The sequence below is a fragment of the Shewanella spartinae genome (genome assembly GCF_019457555.1).
GTDB classification, from domain to species: Bacteria; Pseudomonadota; Gammaproteobacteria; order Enterobacterales; family Shewanellaceae; genus Shewanella; species Shewanella loihica.
The window spans coordinates 4,007,351-4,023,202 of record NZ_CP080418.1 but is presented as its reverse complement, the minus strand read 5'-3'; the positions used below and the strand labels follow the sequence as shown (position 1 = coordinate 4,023,202).

13 protein-coding genes are annotated in these 15,852 nt (G+C 57.6%); 8 read left to right on the top strand and 5 right to left on the bottom strand.

The window, feature by feature from the left end; all coding sequences use genetic code 11:
* Nucleotides 1-33 precede the first annotated feature (33 nt).
* The 4 genes from accC to arfB all read right to left on the bottom strand — a co-directional run bounded on the left by accC (nt 34) and on the right by arfB (nt 2,838).
* Complete coding sequence (gene accC / locus K0I31_RS17400; protein ID WP_220080892.1) at nt 34-1,386, bottom strand: acetyl-CoA carboxylase biotin carboxylase subunit; 1,353 nt, start codon at nt 1,384-1,386, stop codon at nt 34-36.
* Nucleotides 1,387-1,420: 34 nt separating this feature from the next.
* Nucleotides 1,421-1,852, bottom strand: coding sequence for an acetyl-CoA carboxylase biotin carboxyl carrier protein (gene accB / locus K0I31_RS17395; RefSeq protein ID WP_220079192.1), 432 nt, complete (start codon nt 1,850-1,852; stop codon nt 1,421-1,423).
* A gap of 6 nt (nt 1,853-1,858) precedes the next feature.
* On the bottom strand, nt 1,859-2,311 hold the full coding sequence (aroQ, locus tag K0I31_RS17390; RefSeq protein ID WP_220079191.1) for a type II 3-dehydroquinate dehydratase: 453 nt from the start codon (nt 2,309-2,311) through the stop codon (nt 1,859-1,861).
* 116 nt (nt 2,312-2,427) lie between these two features.
* A complete protein-coding gene (arfB, locus tag K0I31_RS17385; protein ID WP_220079190.1) occupies nt 2,428-2,838 on the bottom strand; it encodes an alternative ribosome rescue aminoacyl-tRNA hydrolase ArfB in 411 nt (136 codons plus the stop codon).
* 112 nt (nt 2,839-2,950) lie between these two features.
* On the opposite strand from arfB, the gene K0I31_RS17380 reads away from it, so the two are divergent.
* The 8 genes from K0I31_RS17380 (at nt 2,951) to K0I31_RS17345 (ending at nt 13,413) form a co-directional block, all read left to right on the top strand.
* A complete protein-coding gene (locus K0I31_RS17380; protein WP_011867157.1) occupies nt 2,951-3,334 on the top strand; it encodes a SpoIIAA family protein in 384 nt (127 codons plus the stop codon).
* A gap of 49 nt (nt 3,335-3,383) precedes the next feature.
* Entirely contained in the window at nt 3,384-3,566 is a 183-nt protein-coding gene (locus tag K0I31_RS17375; protein ID WP_011867156.1) for a DUF3012 domain-containing protein, read from the top strand.
* A gap of 141 nt (nt 3,567-3,707) precedes the next feature.
* Entirely contained in the window at nt 3,708-4,139 is a 432-nt protein-coding gene (locus K0I31_RS17370) for a hypothetical protein (protein ID WP_144202619.1), read from the top strand.
* 211 nt (nt 4,140-4,350) lie between these two features.
* Nucleotides 4,351-5,631 carry a TolC family protein gene (locus K0I31_RS17365; RefSeq protein ID WP_220079189.1) on the top strand — a complete coding sequence of 427 codons (1,281 nt, stop codon included), beginning with the start codon at nt 4,351-4,353 and terminating at the stop codon, nt 5,629-5,631.
* 67 nt (nt 5,632-5,698) lie between these two features.
* A complete protein-coding gene (locus K0I31_RS17360; protein ID WP_220079188.1) occupies nt 5,699-6,928 on the top strand; it encodes an efflux RND transporter periplasmic adaptor subunit in 1,230 nt (409 codons plus the stop codon).
* A 12-nt stretch (nt 6,929-6,940) separates the two neighbouring features.
* Nucleotides 6,941-10,171 (top strand): efflux RND transporter permease subunit, encoded by a 3,231-nt coding sequence (locus K0I31_RS17355; RefSeq protein ID WP_220079187.1) that lies wholly within the window; start codon nt 6,941-6,943, stop codon nt 10,169-10,171.
* 322 nt (nt 10,172-10,493) lie between these two features.
* On the top strand, nt 10,494-11,408 hold the full coding sequence (locus tag K0I31_RS17350; RefSeq protein WP_220079186.1) for a pepsin/retropepsin-like aspartic protease family protein: 915 nt from the start codon (nt 10,494-10,496) through the stop codon (nt 11,406-11,408).
* A 784-nt stretch (nt 11,409-12,192) separates the two neighbouring features.
* A complete protein-coding gene (locus K0I31_RS17345) occupies nt 12,193-13,413 on the top strand; it encodes an OprO/OprP family phosphate-selective porin (protein ID WP_220080891.1) in 1,221 nt (406 codons plus the stop codon).
* 81 nt (nt 13,414-13,494) lie between these two features.
* On the opposite strand, the gene K0I31_RS17340 is transcribed toward K0I31_RS17345, so the two are convergent.
* Complete coding sequence (locus tag K0I31_RS17340; protein WP_220079185.1) at nt 13,495-15,774, bottom strand: aminotransferase class V-fold PLP-dependent enzyme; 2,280 nt, start codon at nt 15,772-15,774, stop codon at nt 13,495-13,497.
* Nucleotides 15,775-15,852: the final 78 nt, after the last annotated feature.

Sequence of the window (15,852 nt, the reverse complement as noted above, 5' to 3'; positions counted from 1 at the left end):
CATCTTTCAGGTAGAAAGGTAGCTTCCAGGCACTTATCGTCTAGGCAAGAAGGTCTCTTCGAGATAATGAATCGAGGTCTCTCCCTGCTGCACCTTTGGATCGGCCAGCAGCGCCCTGAGCAGGGGCACATTGGTCTTAACGCCAGTGATCTCCAGCTCATCCAGCGCGGTGCGCATGCGGGCAATCGCCTGGGCTCTGTCGTCGCCCCAGGCGATCAGCTTGGCGATCATGGCATCATAGTAGGGAGGCACACTCGCGCCGGGGGACAGGTGGGACTCCCAGCGCACCCCCAGGCCGCCGGGCACCACGAGCCTGTCTATTCGCCCGGGAGAAGGGGCGAAGCTGGTGGGGTCTTCGGCGTTGATGCGGCACTCGATGGCGTGGTCCTGTGGCTGAATTAACGACTCTTTCAAGGCGAGGGGCTCGTCCTGGGCAACTCGCAGCTGCAGCACTAACAGGTCCACCCCGGTGACCATCTCTGTGATGGTGTGCTCCACTTGAATACGGGTATTCATCTCCATGAAGTAGAACTCGCCATCCTGATAGAGAAACTCCAGGGTACCGACGCCGCGATAGCCGATGGCCTGACAGGCCCTGATGCAGCTCTGACTTATCTGCTGGCGCTGCTCGGGCGTTAACCCTGGCGCCGGAGCGGATTCGATCACCTTCTGCTGAGCTCTTTGCAGCGAGCAGTCACGCTCCCCGAGTGAGATGCAATGGCCCTGATGGTCGCAGAGCACCTGCACCTCGATATGGCGCGGCCGGGTGAGATATTTCTCCAGGTAGACGCCGCCGTTGCCGAAGGCGGCCTCGGCCTCCTGGCGGGTGAGTGCGATGGCCCCAAGCAGCTGAGCCTCATCCTCGACGACCCGCATCCCCTTGCCGCCGCCTCCTGCGGTGGCCTTGATGATCAGCGGGTATCCGATTTGGGCAGCGATCTCTAGGCTGGATGTCTCATCATCACCCAGCAGACCGTCTGAGCCGGGCACGGTCGGCACGCCCGCAGCCTTCATGGCGGCGATGGCGCTCACCTTGTCACCCATCAGGCGTATGGTCTCGGCCTCTGGGCCGATGAAGTGAAAGCCGCTGTCGGTGACTTGCTGGGCGAAGTCGGCGTTTTCGGCCAGGAAGCCGTAACCTGGATGGATAGCATCGACCCTGGCGAGATCGGCGGCGCCCAGGATAGCGGCGATGTTGAGGTAACTCTCTTTGGCGGGGGCGGGGCCGATGCAGATCTGCTCATCGGCGAGCCTCAGGTGGCCGCTATCTTTGTCGGCGCTGGAGTATACGGCGACCGTCTTGATGCCCAGCTGGCGACAGGCGCGTATGATGCGCAGGGCTATTTCACCGCGATTGGCGACCAGGACCTTGTCGAATCGACGCATCAAAGCTGTCACCTTAGCCTCCTGGAATCTGCCTCTATTCAATCACCATTAGAGGTTGATCGAACTCGACGCCATCGCCGCTCTGGCAGAGAAGTGCGGTTACCACTCCAGCGTGGGGCGCCTGAATTTGGTTCATCATCTTCATCGCCTCTATGATGCAGACAGGCTCGCCCTGTTCGACCCGCTGACCCAACTTGACCAGGGGGGCGGCATCGACCGCGGGGGCGAGATAGAAGGTGCCCACCATGGGGGAGCGCAGCAGGGTCTCATCATCATAATCTTCTTGCTCGGACGGTTCTCCTGCGCCGGAGGAGCTAGCTAGAGTGACGCCGGCGTTTTGTCCGCTGGCCGAGACGGCTGGTTGGCGGCAGAGGCGAATCGACTCCTCGCCCTCCTTGATCTCCAGCTCTGTGATATCCGATGCCTGCACCAGCTCGATCAGTTTCTTTATCTTGCGAATATCCATGGCTGGCTACTTCTCCTGAGCGGCTCTGACGCGGGCGATGGCCGAGTCCAGGGCGTAGCGATAGCCTTGTTCTCCCAGGCCACAGATGACGCCGACCGCCTTGTCGGAGAAGTAGGAGTGATGCCTGAAGGCCTCTCTGGCGTGCACGTTAGAGAGGTGCACCTCGATGAAGGGGATGGCGACGCCGAGCAGGGCGTCTCTTAGGGCCACACTGGTGTGGGTAAAGGCTGCCGGATTGATGATGATGAAGTCGGCGTCGCTCTGGTGAATGGCGTCGATCAGCTCATGTTCGGCGTTGGACTGAATATGATCCAGGCTGGCGCCTTGCTCACCAGCCATAAGCTTAAGCTGCTCGACGATCTGCGCCAGGGTGTGATGACCATAGTGGCCGGGCTCGCGTCGACCCAGCAGGTTGAGGTTGGGGCCGTTTACCAGGAGAATTTTTACCGCTTTACTCATGCACAACACCTTATGGATTCAGTCTTTTAAGTCAGATACCTGCAACTTAGCACACTTATCGGCGATTTTGGCGTCTCGTTAGCAAAAATCAAGGTGAGGCAAAGAGATAGGGTGGATTAAAACTGCTTCTGCCTCAGGGCCTTGGTGGCGCCGCGCTGTTTCTTGCTATCGACCCGCCTGCGCTGGCTGGCCTTGGTCGGCTTGGTGGCAACTCGCTTCTTGGCGGTGTGGCCAACGCTGGCCACCAGAGCGATAAACTGATCCAGCGCCGTCTGACGGTTAGCATCCTGGCTGCGGCTGGCCTGACACTTGATGATGATCTTGCCGCTCTTGGTGATGCGGTGGTCGGCCTTGGCGAGCAGGCGTTGCTGGTAAAACTCCGGCAGCGAGGATTGGCGAATGTCGAAGATCAGCTGAGCCGCGGTGGAGACCTTGTTGAGGTGCTGGCCACCGGCGCCGCTGGAGCGGATGAATTGCCATTCCAGTTCGTTATCGGCTATTTGGACGCGCTGAGAAATCTTTATCAACTGAGGGCTCGCTTGTCGGCATGTTCGGCTTATTTGATCTAGACCTGTATCATTGGCTAGTCAAAATGATGCAAAATGGTCGCCAAATTAGGCGCCTTCTCGGAGTGTGAGTATGTTATGTCAAATCGCCGATATCACCAATGGGGTGATCAGTTTATTTGCCAGCGGGCGATTGTCGACCCAGGACTATTGCAACAAGATAGTCCCCATCATTGAGGAATATCAGCAGGCCTCGGGCAAGGTGTGTCTCTATATCGAGGCCGACGTGCTGCTGGAAGGTTGGGAGAGCCAGTCACTCTCGGGCGTGGGTGAGCTGCAACTGCCCAGGTTCGATGCCTTGGTGCTGGTGGGCGGGCCCGATTGGTTTGGTAACGCCGTGCGTCTTATGGGCCCCTTTATGCAGGGGGAGGTGGCGTGGTATGCTCTCGAGGATAAGCCCCAGGCTATCGAGTGGATCACCGCTAAGTTGAGTTGTCCGCTGGTGCGCGAGTCTTAGGCTCGGTGACTGGGAACAACATTATCTGACCTCCTAAAGGAATATCTTCATGTTAAAATCTTCACTCTCTCTGACGTCTGCTGCACTGGCCCTGGCTCTGATGGCGTCACTTTCTGGTTGTGCTCCCGAGGTAGGTAGCGAAAAGTGGTGTAAGCAGATGGAAGATAAGCCTAAGGGTGACTGGACGGCCAACGAAGCCGCCGACTACACCAAGCACTGCGTATTCAAGTAATGGCTTTGCGGGTGGCAAGTGTGATCTGGCTGGCATGGCGGGACGAATCTCCTGTTAATTTAGCGATAGCCGTGGAACTATTTGCCACCCCTTGAGTCTGATTACTCGACCTTTTTACGCTTTTTCCCCTTTGGAGTTTGCTTGAGTCTCTTCTTTCGACAACTGGTTCACAAGATTGCCTTGATGATGATCGCCGTGGTCGCGCTGCAGTTTGCAGGGGCGAATCTTGGCGCGCATCAGTTGCATCTTGGCAGCCATGAAGAGGAGAGCGAAACCCATCCCCATCTGCAGTTTACTGCCGAAGTGGTGAGCCTGGCTCAGTGTGTCGATTGCCAATGCGCCTTCGATGAGCCCGAGCTAGAGACGCCACATCAACACCAGATCAGCAAGACAGAGACTCAGACCTTCGATCTCTGCCTCGACTGCCAGTGTCATGGCGGTCACGTGACCTTAGTGTCTCAGCTGGCCCTGACCCCTTCTGTGCCCGTGAGCGATGAACCCGCGAGTGCCAGATTGCACTACCTGCCACCAGAGCAACAAGCGGCTTATCGCCCACCTATCTTACTTTCTTAATCTTCTGAAAATAATGCCTTTTCAGGCCCTGTGCATGGCGCGGGCGCTGTTGGGTTACCGTTTTTTATCGGGCGTTTTCTGTTAACTGCCAGTCTTGGGCCGTGGTGAATTGTCTTGCCGCGGGTCGATGCTGTGCATTGCCTGTTTAGCTAAGGCTAGCCATGCCTTGGCAGGCAGCAGAGACACCTGATCCTTAAGATTAGGAATTGCGATGAGAAAAAGCTTAATCGCCACCGCATTATTGGGCGCGATATGGGGCGCGCCCCTGTTCGCCGAAACCCTTTACTCAGAAGCGGGAGAAATAGCACCGGCCCCCTTGCTGGCACAGATAGAGCAGACAGGTTTTCAGGCCTGGCTCGCTCCCTTGATGAGCAAGGTGAATCAACTGCCTGAGATCCAGGCGCAGCAAGCCAAGGTGCGTCGGGCCCAGTTGTTGGTGGAGGCCGCCGATAGGCCCGTCTATAACCCTGAGCTGGGGGTGAGCTACCAAAATGCCAGCGAAGATACCTATACCCTGGAGGTGAGTCAGACCCTGGACTGGGGCGACAAACGCGGGGTGGCGACACGTGTGGCCCAGCTCGAGGCCGAGATCTTGCTGGCCGACAATCGTCTGGCCCGCAGTCAGCTCTATGGCGAACTCTTGATGGCGCTGGTGGAGCAGGCGCAGCAGGCGAAATTACTCGCCTTTCAGGGACGTTTGCTAGAGAGCGCCAAGCAGCAGGTCGCCATCGCCAAGCAACAGCTGGAGGCGGGGGCCCTGTCACAAGCCGAGTTGCAGCTAATGCAGCTGGATCTGGCCAGTAAGGCCGCGGATCACGCCAATGCCGAGCAGGCCTCGCTGGCCGCCGATGCCAGCGTGCTCAGCCGCTTTGGCGAGCTGGAGTTGCCCTTCGCCGAGTTTATCGGCGCCCTCAGCGTCGACACCAGTCAGGAGGTCGGCCCGGATCTGCCCGCGCTGGCCGGGGCCTACCAGCAGGTGATGATGGCCAAGTTGGTCAGCCAGCAGGTGGCGGCAGACACCAACGCCGATCCCAGTATCAGCCTGAGCGCCGAGCGTGAAGGCGAGGAGAACAAGCTGGGGCTGGGGCTGTCGATCCCGATTCAGATCCGCAACGATTATCGCGAGGCCAAGGCCGCGGCCGGAACTCAGGTCGCCATCGCCGAGCAAGATTATCTGGCCCGTGAGCGCACTCTCACCCAGGCCGCCAAACTTTTTCACCTAAGCCTGCCCAGGCTGCAGCAGCGTTACCGCGAGTGGCGTGAGTTGGTGCTCACCTCTGGCGCCGGTGTGCAGGATGCGCTGTCACAGCAGTGGCGTGCGGGCGACATCAGCACCAGCGACTACCTGCAGGGGCAGAGGCAGCTGGCTAACAGCTATCTGGCGGGGCTCTCCCTCGAGAGCGCCCTATACCGCAGCTGGCTCGACTGGATGGGGCAGAGCGGTCAGCTCGAGAGCTATCTGCAGCGTCAGCTCGGCCGAGAAGGCGTTTAGTCGCGCTAAGGCGTTAAAGCTAGCGAGCAGACTTTAGCAAAACGGATAAAGAATTTAGGTGAAAAGTATGAAGAATCAATCGAATAAAACACGTTTTCTACAGCTAAGCCCACTGATGCGGGCCATGGGCTTCGGCGTCTTAATGAGTATGACGGCCGTAGGCGGCGTCGCCCTCGGCGCCGAGGGGCATGATCACAAAGCAGAGTCAGCCAAGGGGCAAGTGTCTCAAGAGCAGGCTCACGACAAGGAAAGAGAGCAGGGCGATGAAGCAGCACTGGGTGGTGAAGAAGCCCATGGTGGCGAGCTAGTGCTCAGCGAGGAGCAGCGTCAGCTGGCGGGGATCCGTGTGGAGCAGGTAAGCAGTCAGGGCTTCAGCCTGGCCGCGGTCGCGACAGCCACACTAGTGGTGGACAGGGAGCGTACCGTGACCCTGGCACCTCAGCTGGATGTGCGGGTGTTGGCGCGTCATGTGGTGCCGGGACAGGAGGTCACCACGGGCCAGCCCCTGTTGACTCTGGGGGGCGCAGCCGTGGCTCAGGCCCAGGCGGATTACATCAATGCCGCGGCCGAGTGGAGCCGGGTGAAGCGAATGAGCCAGAGCGCGGTGAGTGCCAGCCGCCGTCTGCAGGCGCAGGTGGATGCCGAGCTCAAGCGCGCCATACTCGACGCCCTCAAGATGACGCCGGCGCAGATCAAGGCGCTGGAGTCTGATCCCGAGACCATAGGCAGCTATCAGCTGCTGGCGCCGCTCGACGGCCGGGTGCAGCAGGATGTGGCTATGAAAGGCCAGGTGTTCAGCGGTGGCACCGCCCTGATGCAGCTCACCGACGAGTCTCACCTCTGGGTCGAGGCCCAGGTGACGCCGACCCAGTCTCAACAGATCAAGGTAGGCAGTAAGGCGCTGGTGAAGGTGGGCGACTTTAGCCTGGAGGCCGAGGTGATCGGCCGCTCCCATGAGATCGACAGCGTCACCCGCACCGAGCAGATCCTGGTGGCCTTCGCCAATCCGGGCCACGTGCTGCACGCCGGTCAGTTTGCCGAGATCTATCTGGCCGACAACAATCAGGATGGGGTGATCTTGCCCGATGCGGCGCTGACCCGTGGCGGTGACGGCGACTGGCAGGTGTTTGTCGAAGAGGGGGATGGCTTCGAGGCCGTCGAGGTCGAGGTGAGTGAGCGCCAACGCGGCATGAACCTGGTGCTGGGGCTGAGCCCCAAGATGCGTGTAGTTGTCTCGGGCGCCTTCTTCCTGGCGTCAGAGCAGGCCAAGTCAGGCTTCGACATTCACAACCACTAAGAGGTAGCCCTTATGCTTCAGAAACTTATCGATAGCGCGATACGCAATCGGCTTCTGGTGGCCCTGGCGCTGCTGTGTGGTGTGGTAGCCAGCGTCGCCATGTTACCTAAGCTCAATCTTGATGCCTTTCCCGATGTCACCAATGTACAGGTGACGGTCAACACCGCCGCCGAGGGGCTGGCGGCCGAGGAGGTGGAAAAGCTGATCAGCTATCCGGTGGAATCGGCCATGTATGCTTTGCCGTCGGTGACCGAGGTGCGCTCCTTGTCACGCACCGGTCTCTCCATAGTCACAGTGGTGTTTGCCGAGGGCACAGATATCTACTTTGCCCGTCAGCAGGTGTTTGAGCAGCTGCAGGCCGCCAGGGAGATGATCCCTGACGGGGTGGGGGTGCCCGAGATAGGCCCCAACACCTCAGGCTTGGGACAGATCTATCAATACATTTTGCGGGCCACGCCTGAGTCCGGTATAGATGCCGCCGAGCTAAGGAGCCTTAACGACTATCTGGTGAAACTCATCATGATGCCGGTGGGGGGCGTGACCGACGTGCTCTCCTTCGGGGGCGAGGTGCGTCAATATCAGGTGCAGATAGAGCCCAACAAGCTGCGCAGCTATGGCCTCTCCATGGCCCAGGTGACCCAGGCGCTGGAGAGCAACAACCGCAACGCAGGTGGCTGGTTTATGGACCAGGGACAGGAGCAGCTGGTGGTTCGCGGCTACGGCTTGCTGCCTGCGGGTGAGGCTGGCCTGGCGGCGATCGCCCAGATCCCACTCACAGAGGTGAGCGGCACGCCGGTGCGGGTGGCCGACATCGCCAAGGTAGACTTTGGCGCCGAGATCCGTGTTGGCGCGGTCACCATGACCCGCCGCGACGATAGCGGCACGCCAAAGGCGCTGGGCGAAGTGGTCGCCGGCGTGGTGCTTAAGCGTATGGGGGCTAACACCAAGGCGACCATTGACGATATCTCGGCTCGCACCGCCATGATAGAACAGGCCCTGCCCAAGGGCGTCTCCTTCGAGGTGTTCTACGATCAGGCGGATCTGGTGAACAAGGCGGTAGAGACGGTGCGCGATGCCCTCTTGATGGCCTTCCTGTTCATCGTGGTGATCCTGGCGCTCTTCCTGGTGAATCTGCGCGCGACTTTGTTGGTGCTGCTCTCTATTCCCGTCTCCATCGGCCTGGCCTTGATGGTGATGGCCTACTTTGGCATGTCGGCTAATCTGATGTCCCTCGGCGGGCTGGCGGTGGCTATCGGCATGCTGGTGGATGGCTCTGTGGTGATGGTGGAGAACATCTTCAAGCATCTGACCCAGCCGGACAGACGGCATTTCGATCAGGCCAAGGCACGCGCCTCGGGTGAGTCTGACCCCTACCACGGCGAGGAAGATGGCCTGGGAGAAGGAGAGCGCAGCGGCATCGCCCTGAGGGTGATGCTGGCCGCCAAGGAGGTGTGTAGCCCCATCTTCTTCGCCACCGCCATCATCATAGTGGTGTTTGCGCCGCTGTTTGCCCTGGAAGGGGTAGAGGGCAAGCTGTTCCAGCCCATGGCGGTGAGCATCATTCTGGCCATGGTGGCGGCGCTGTTTGTCGCCCTGATCGGCGTGCCAGCTTTAGCTGTCTATCTGTTCAAGCGCGGCGTGACCCTGAGGGAGAGCCCGGTTCTCAAGCCGGTTGAGGCCCTGTATCGTCACCTGCTTAGTGCCACCATGGGCAGGCCCAAGTTGGTGCTGCTGACGGCTGTGACCCTGTTCGGCATCAGCATGGCGCTACTGCCGAGGCTAGGTACCGAGTTTGTGCCCGAGCTCGAGGAGGGCACCATCAACCTGAGGGTGACCCTGGCCCCAACGGCCAGCCTGAGCACCTCATTGGATGTGGCGCCCAAGCTCGAGGCCATGTTGATGACCTTTCCCGAGGTCGATTACGCCCTGAGCCGTATCGGCGCCCCGGAACTGGGCGGCGATCCTGAGCCTGTAAGCAACATAGAGATCTATATCGGCCTCAAGCCGATCGAGCAATGGGAACACGCCGAGACCCGTCTTGAGCTGCAGCGCAAGATGGAAGAGAAGCTGAGCGTCTTCCCCGGCCTGCTGTTTACCTTCTCCCAGCCCATCGCCACCCGTGTCGATGAGTTGCTTTCAGGGGTGAAAGCCCAGCTGGCGATCAAGCTGTTTGGCCCGGATCTCGAGGTGCTCTCCAGCAAGGGGCAGGAACTTAGTGAGCTGGTGTCGAGTATCGAGGGGGCGGTGGACGTCTCCCTGGAGCAGGTGTCTGGCGAGGCCCAGCTGGTGGTGCGTCCCAAGCGCGATCTGCTGGCTCGCTATGGCATCAGCGTCGATGAGGTGATGAGCCTGGTGAGTCAGGGAATAGGCGGGGTCAGCGCCGGGCAGGTGATCGACGGCAACGCCAGATACGACATCAATGTGCGTCTGGCCAGCCAATATCGCAGCGCGCCCGATGCGCTGGAAGATCTCCTGCTCAGCGGCGTAAATGGTGCGACCGTGCGCCTGGGCGAGGTGGCCGATGTGGTGGTCGAGATGGCGCCGCCCAATATTCGCCGTGACGATGTGCAGCGCCGGGTGGTGGTGCAGGCCAACGTGTCGGGACGCGACATGGGCTCTGTGGTCAAGGATATCTACGCCATAGTGCCTCAGGCGGATCTGCCACCGGGTTATACGGTCGTGGTCGGCGGTCAGTATGAGAACCAGCAGCGGGCTCAGCAGAAGCTGATGTTGGTGGTGCCCATCTCCATCGCCCTGATCGCCCTGCTGCTCTACTTCTCTTTCGGCTCCATCAAGCAGGTGGGCCTGATCATGGCCAACGTGCCGCTGGCGCTGATTGGCGGCGTGGTGGCCCTCTATATCAGCGGCACCTATCTGTCGGTGCCTAGCTCTATCGGCTTTATCACCCTGTTTGGTGTGGCGGTGCTCAACGGCGTGGTGCTGGTGGACTCGATCAACCAGAGGCGCGCCTCGGGAGAAGCTCTCTACATCAGCGTGTATGAAGGCACTGTGGGACGCCTGCGCCCTGTGCTGATGACGGCGCTGACCTCGGCGCTGGGGCTGATCCCAATACTCCTGTCTAGCGGTGTGGGCAGCGAGATCCAAAAGCCGCTGGCGGTGGTGATCATAGGCGGCCTGTTTAGCTCTACCGCGCTGACGCTGTTGGTGTTGCCGACCCTGTATCGCTGGCTCTACGAGACCAAAGTGCTTAAGGGGGACAAGGAGTTGGAAGCCTTAGATTAGTTTGTTGCACCAAGACCAAGTGGTTCGATGGGGCCAGGGACGGCCGGAGGCAGCGGTGTTTTCAGTTTGCCATCGCAGTTGCGTCTCCTTGGTGACGCTCTAGGGCACAAGAAGTCTCCTTTTCTGTTTCTCCCTATTCCTAACCTGTAGGGAGAGGCTACAAAGGGGAGTGCCCTTTAGTAAGCACGCGCGGCAGGACGCCGCGCTTTTTCCTATTATCTCCTACCTCCTGTAGCAGAGGTTTTGTTACATTTTATTGACAATTTTGGACTCCCACTTTAGATTGACCGCCAAGGAATTCTCGTCAAATTAAGGATGATAGATGTTTGCCATCACCCGTAAATTATTGCTCCCTCTACTTGCTCTATTGAGCGCTTTCCCGTCTCTTGCGGTCACTAACTGGGTCGATTTCAAGATTATCGACGGCCACATAAACCTTCCCGTGACCATTAATGGCATAGAGGGACGCGCCATCTTAGATAGTGGCTCCCAGGTCAATGCCATCAATTTGAGTTTTATCAATCGCCATGGTTTTGAGTTTGCCAAGGGGGGCAAAATCAATATCAAAGGGGTTTACGGCACCGAGACGCGTCAGCTGTTTAACAATGTTAAGGCCAACTTGTTTGGCGCCGATATCAAGCTCGATCAGCTGGCGGGCCTGAGGATCGGTCATCATGAGGTACAGCTGCTACTCGGGGCCGGACTGCTTGAGAAATTTATCTTTCAAATCGATTACCCTAACCAGAGGATGAGATTATTTGATCGAGACTCGGTGGATCTGGCCAAGCTGGAAAATATTCGCATGGAGATGGATCGCGGTACGGGTCAGCCCGTTGTGCAGGTCGGCCTGAATGGTGAGAAGAAAGCCTGGCTTATCTTAGACACTGGCAACAGCGGCGGCTTGTTTCTAAAGCGACTGATGGCCACGGAAAATGATTGGTTAGACAAGTTTGGCAAGGAATCCGGTATGGGTGTTGGGGTGAATGGCATGGCGAGTACAGACAACTTTCGCATGCCCGAGGTGGAGTTTGGCCCCTTCACGCTGGAAAATGTAATGGTAAGCGTACCCGGTGAGGGAGAGGTTGAGCAAATATCTGGTCAGGCGAGTACCAGCTTCTCTCACATCAGAGGCAAGAATATTAAAGGTCTAGTGGGTTACGACGTGCTTAAACATTTCGTGTTAACCATAGATTATAAGAGCGGGCATATGCATGTCGGCCTGCCAGAAGAGTCGTAAGGCGCTAAAGTTTTTCACTTCGATTTTATCTGAAGCTGACAGAAGCTGTGCTGCTGTCAGCGCACGTTTTATGCCGCATAGGTTCAAGGTTCACAGCAGTTTCCCCTAGTCTCTGTCGACAGAGAATCCGCTTCAGTTCACTCTATTTCTCGGTCAGGCATTCACAAATTTCCTAAAGAAATCTAGTCGCTATCGACGACAAGCTGTCCGTTGCTATAGCTAGGCTTGAGGGTTATCGAATGTCGCAGCTGTATCTCTCTTCTCTAGTTTATTTGACGTTTTGTCACTCGTTTCTCTGAGCCCTCTCTTTGGGCAATTCTGCCGTTTAAAATAACTTTTAAACTAGTCATTATTTCGAGCGCTTATTCCTTGTTTGGTTTGAGTTGTTATTAGTTTTCTGGATTTCATCTCGATGATTAAGAGTTTCATGGTTTTGGTCAATATGTAATTTATGGGCTATTCGTGTTACATTTTTGCCTATAAGCTTTCACTTGTGCCCTGTGTTGTCGGATTTTGGTCAGATCAATATGTTGGTTCTGATGGCGCCGACAGTCATTTTTATTGTTTGAGCTGGAATGATTATGACTAAGTCTTTATTGGGGCTTTCCGGAGTTGCTAAGCCTTGATGGAGCTCAATCTTAATGGGGCTAGTCTTGATGGGGCTTAGTCTTAATGGAGCTCCGTCTTGATGGGGTAAGGCGCAGTGGCGGACATGTCCCTCACTATCCATGGGGCAGATGGCAGCTTGAAAGCAGAAAACTAAATAAATCAAAGAGGATGAATGATGATTCGCTATACCCTTGCGGCCAGTTGTATTGTGCTGGCGCTGAGCGCTAACGCAGGTGCCACCACGGTAGACGAGGAGCTTAAGGCGCTCAAGGCACGCATCGAGCAGCTGGAGGCCGAAAAGGAGCAGGCACCCGAAGCAAAGGAGATGGACAAGTCGATCAAGTTTGGTGGCGCGGCCCGTTTCCAGTATTCCTATGAAGACTATTCCGATGCCAACGCCGATCGCGGTGGCGATTTCGACTTCGATCTCTTCCGTATCGATGTGAACGGTAATCTGGATGACGTTATCTTCTCTGCCCAGTACCGTTGGTTCGAGTATATGAATGTGATCCATCACGCCTGGGTGGGTTACAACTTCGACGATGAGCAGCAGGGTAAGATAGGGGTGACTCAGGTGCCTTTCGGTATCCTGACCTACGCCTCCAACAACTACTTCTTCAGCTCTAACTTCTATCTCGGCCTGGAAGATGATTATGACCTGGGTCTGAATTACACCTATAAAAGCGACAGCAACCGACTGGACCTGGCCTTCTACAAGAATGATGAGCAGGGTGGCCTCGACGGTTATGTGTCGGACCGCACCCACAGATATGCCTATGACGTAGTGGGCGTTCGTCTGCCGGGCGAGGGGATCTACGATGCGCCAACGGCGGGCTATGCCGCCGGTGAGAAGAACACCTTCAACGCCCGCTACAGTCATAATTTCGTGTTCGATGAGGTTAAGCTTGAGCTAGGCGTGTCGGGCCAGTTGGGTCAGCTTGAGATCGAGAACGGCACAGATGGCGACCAGGTCGCGGCGGCGCTGCACGGCGTGGTCAACTACGATCGCTGGAACCTCAAGTTGCAGCTCACCGACTACAAATATGATGTCGATGGCATGGATGTGGAGCGCATGGTGGTAGCCGCCTATGCCTTTTATGACTCGATCCCAGCCGAGGCGACCAGTTATGTGGCCGACTTAGCCTATAGCCTGCCGGTGGCCTGGGGGCCTGTGTCAAACCTGACCTTCTATAACGACTACTCCTTGGTTACCGACAAGCCTGGTGGGCAGAAAGATACCTTCATGAATGTGACCGGAGTGGCGGTCACCGCAGGTGGCCTCTATACCTATTTCGACTTCGTGGTGGCCGAGAACCAGCCCTTCATTGGTGGTTCCATGGTGGGCGATGGCGGTACAAATAAGCGCTTTAACATCAACTTTGGCTACTACTTCTAGTGCGCTAGTGTGCGCCGATAAAAAACCGCATCACTTGATGCGGTTTTTTTGTGTCGGTCTGCTGAGGGGAAATAGCAAACCTTAACTGTCGCTCAGCGCGTAGCCGCCTTTGAGGTGGGCTATCTTGTTAAAGCCGAGTCTGTGCAGCGCCTGGGCCGCCACCAGTGAGCGGCTGCCGCTACGACAGACCAGCACCCATTCGGCATCACTCTCCTGCTTATGTTCCTGCACGAACTGCACCAGCCTGGTCATAGGCACGTTGATCGTCTGCCCTCCCAGGGTGCCCAGTTCGTGTTGCAGGGCGTATTCGTGGGGCTCGCGAATATCCAGTAACTTAAGCTGCGGCGACTGCCCCACCTGCTGCTGCAGCGACTGGCTATCGTACTCTTTCACCTTGGCTTTGCTGCAACCACCGGTATAGGCGCCGCAGATGATCTCGCTGCCGGCTTCATCCTTGAGATGGGTATCCAGTCTCGCTTTTTGCTGCTCGAACTGCGCCATAGAGATGGTGCCGTTGATCACCTCGTTCAGCAGCGGATTGCCCCTGAACTCGGCGGCGAAGCTGGTGGTGAACTCGTTGTTGTAGTCATGGCTCGGGCAGAGCAGGGTATCGTCACCAATCAGGCTGTGCAGCAGCTTGAGGCTGTTGTACATCTGTTTGGCGCAGCTGCTGTCGAAGTTGGTGCGGCCCAGGCTGCCCATCAAGACGAGGTCGCCACAGAAGCCGTAGATCACCTCGCCTTGGGGCGAGCATAGCAGCAGGCTGATGCTGTCATTAGTGTGGCCCGGAGTAGCCAGCTTCACCAGAGAGTACTGACCTAGGGAGATTGCCTGCGCCGGTCTGGCGCCTATCTCGGTGATCTGGTGATCCTCAGGCCAGCCCAGATGATCGCTGGTCTGCTGTGGCAGATAACGGGCGGCTAATGCCACGCGGCCCGAGACATGATCGGCGTGACCATGGGTGTCGATGAAGGCGATAGGCTCGAGCTGCTGGCACTGCAACAGGGTGTCGATACGCTGATCGAGCTCCGGCAGGGGATCGATAACCACCGCCTGTTTACTCTCCTGGTCGGCATAGATCCAGCTGCAGCTGGAGCCAGACTTTAGCTGTACCAGGCCGTTCAGCGGCTGCTTATCTGCTGATGCCTCACCACTGCTCAGGGTGAGACAGCTGTTGCCTAGGGCGTTGGCGGCAGATTGAATGCGCTCGCAGGCTAGATCCACCTCAGACTGGGTCATGGCCGGACCGAAGGAGAGACGAATGGCCGACTCGCTCTGCCAGGCCGGGAGGCCCATGGCATCGAGCACGAAGCTGCGGGTAACCTTAGAGCTACAGGCCGAGCCTGAGCTGACACGGATATTGGCGGCGTCGAAGAGATCCATGATCTCCTTGCTGCTAAAGCCGGGCACGGCAAAGTTTAGGGTAGTGGGCACGCTGTTGTCGAAGCTGTGGTTAAACACCAGGGTCGGGAAGGCGCGCTTCAATGCCTTGGCCAGCTGCTCACGGTAATCGACAAGGGTCGACAGGCTATGGAAGGCGCTATCTTGTTCGGCCAGCAGCATGGCGAACACCTGATTCAGGGCGGCCATGCCCGGCAGGTTTTCTGTACCCGAGCGCAGTCCGCCCTCCTGGCCACCGCCAGCGATGAAGGGGGTGAAGGGGGCACCATCACGGATATAGACGAAGCCGATCCCCTTGGGGGCATACAGCTTGTGACCGCTGAATGGCGCATAGTCTATGCTGGTCTGCGCCAGGGCCAATGGGCGTTTACCCAGGGCCTGGACGCAATCCACCATCCAGAATACTTCAGGATTGTGCTTACGAATGCAGGTATCGAGTGCCTTAAGATCTTGATAGACGCCGGTTTCGTTATTGACCGCCATGGTGCAGATCATCAGGGCGTTGGGCACCTCTGCGGCGATGAAGTCGAGATCCAGTGCGCCCTTGTCGTCGACGGGAATCGCCTTGAGCTCGGCGCCTATCTCTAACAGTTGATTCCAGTGGGCCAATGAGTTGGGCACCGCCTTATGTTCGGTCGCGCCATAGAGTAGGCTGTACTGCTTGTTGGGATCCAGGCTGGCCTTGGCCTTGATGAGGGCGGAGAGAATGGCGGTCTGTATGCCTTCGGTGGCGCCGCTGGTAAAGATGATATTGCCCTGGCCGCTTCCCAGGATCTGCTTGGCGCGCAGGCGGGTCTGCTCCATCAGGCTCTTGGCTTTCAGGCCCGTGATATGGCTGCTCGAGGGGTTACCGAAAAGATCTTCCATGGCGCCTAGGGCTGCCTTGGCGGCCTGAGGCAGTACCGGAGTGGTCGCGTTGGCGTCTAGATAGATCTGGCTAAGCGGGGATGTGTGGTGCATGGGATACTCGCTTCTTGCTGTTTTTATTATTAGAAAAAATTCCCATATAACAAAATGGTATATGTAATTCGATGTGGC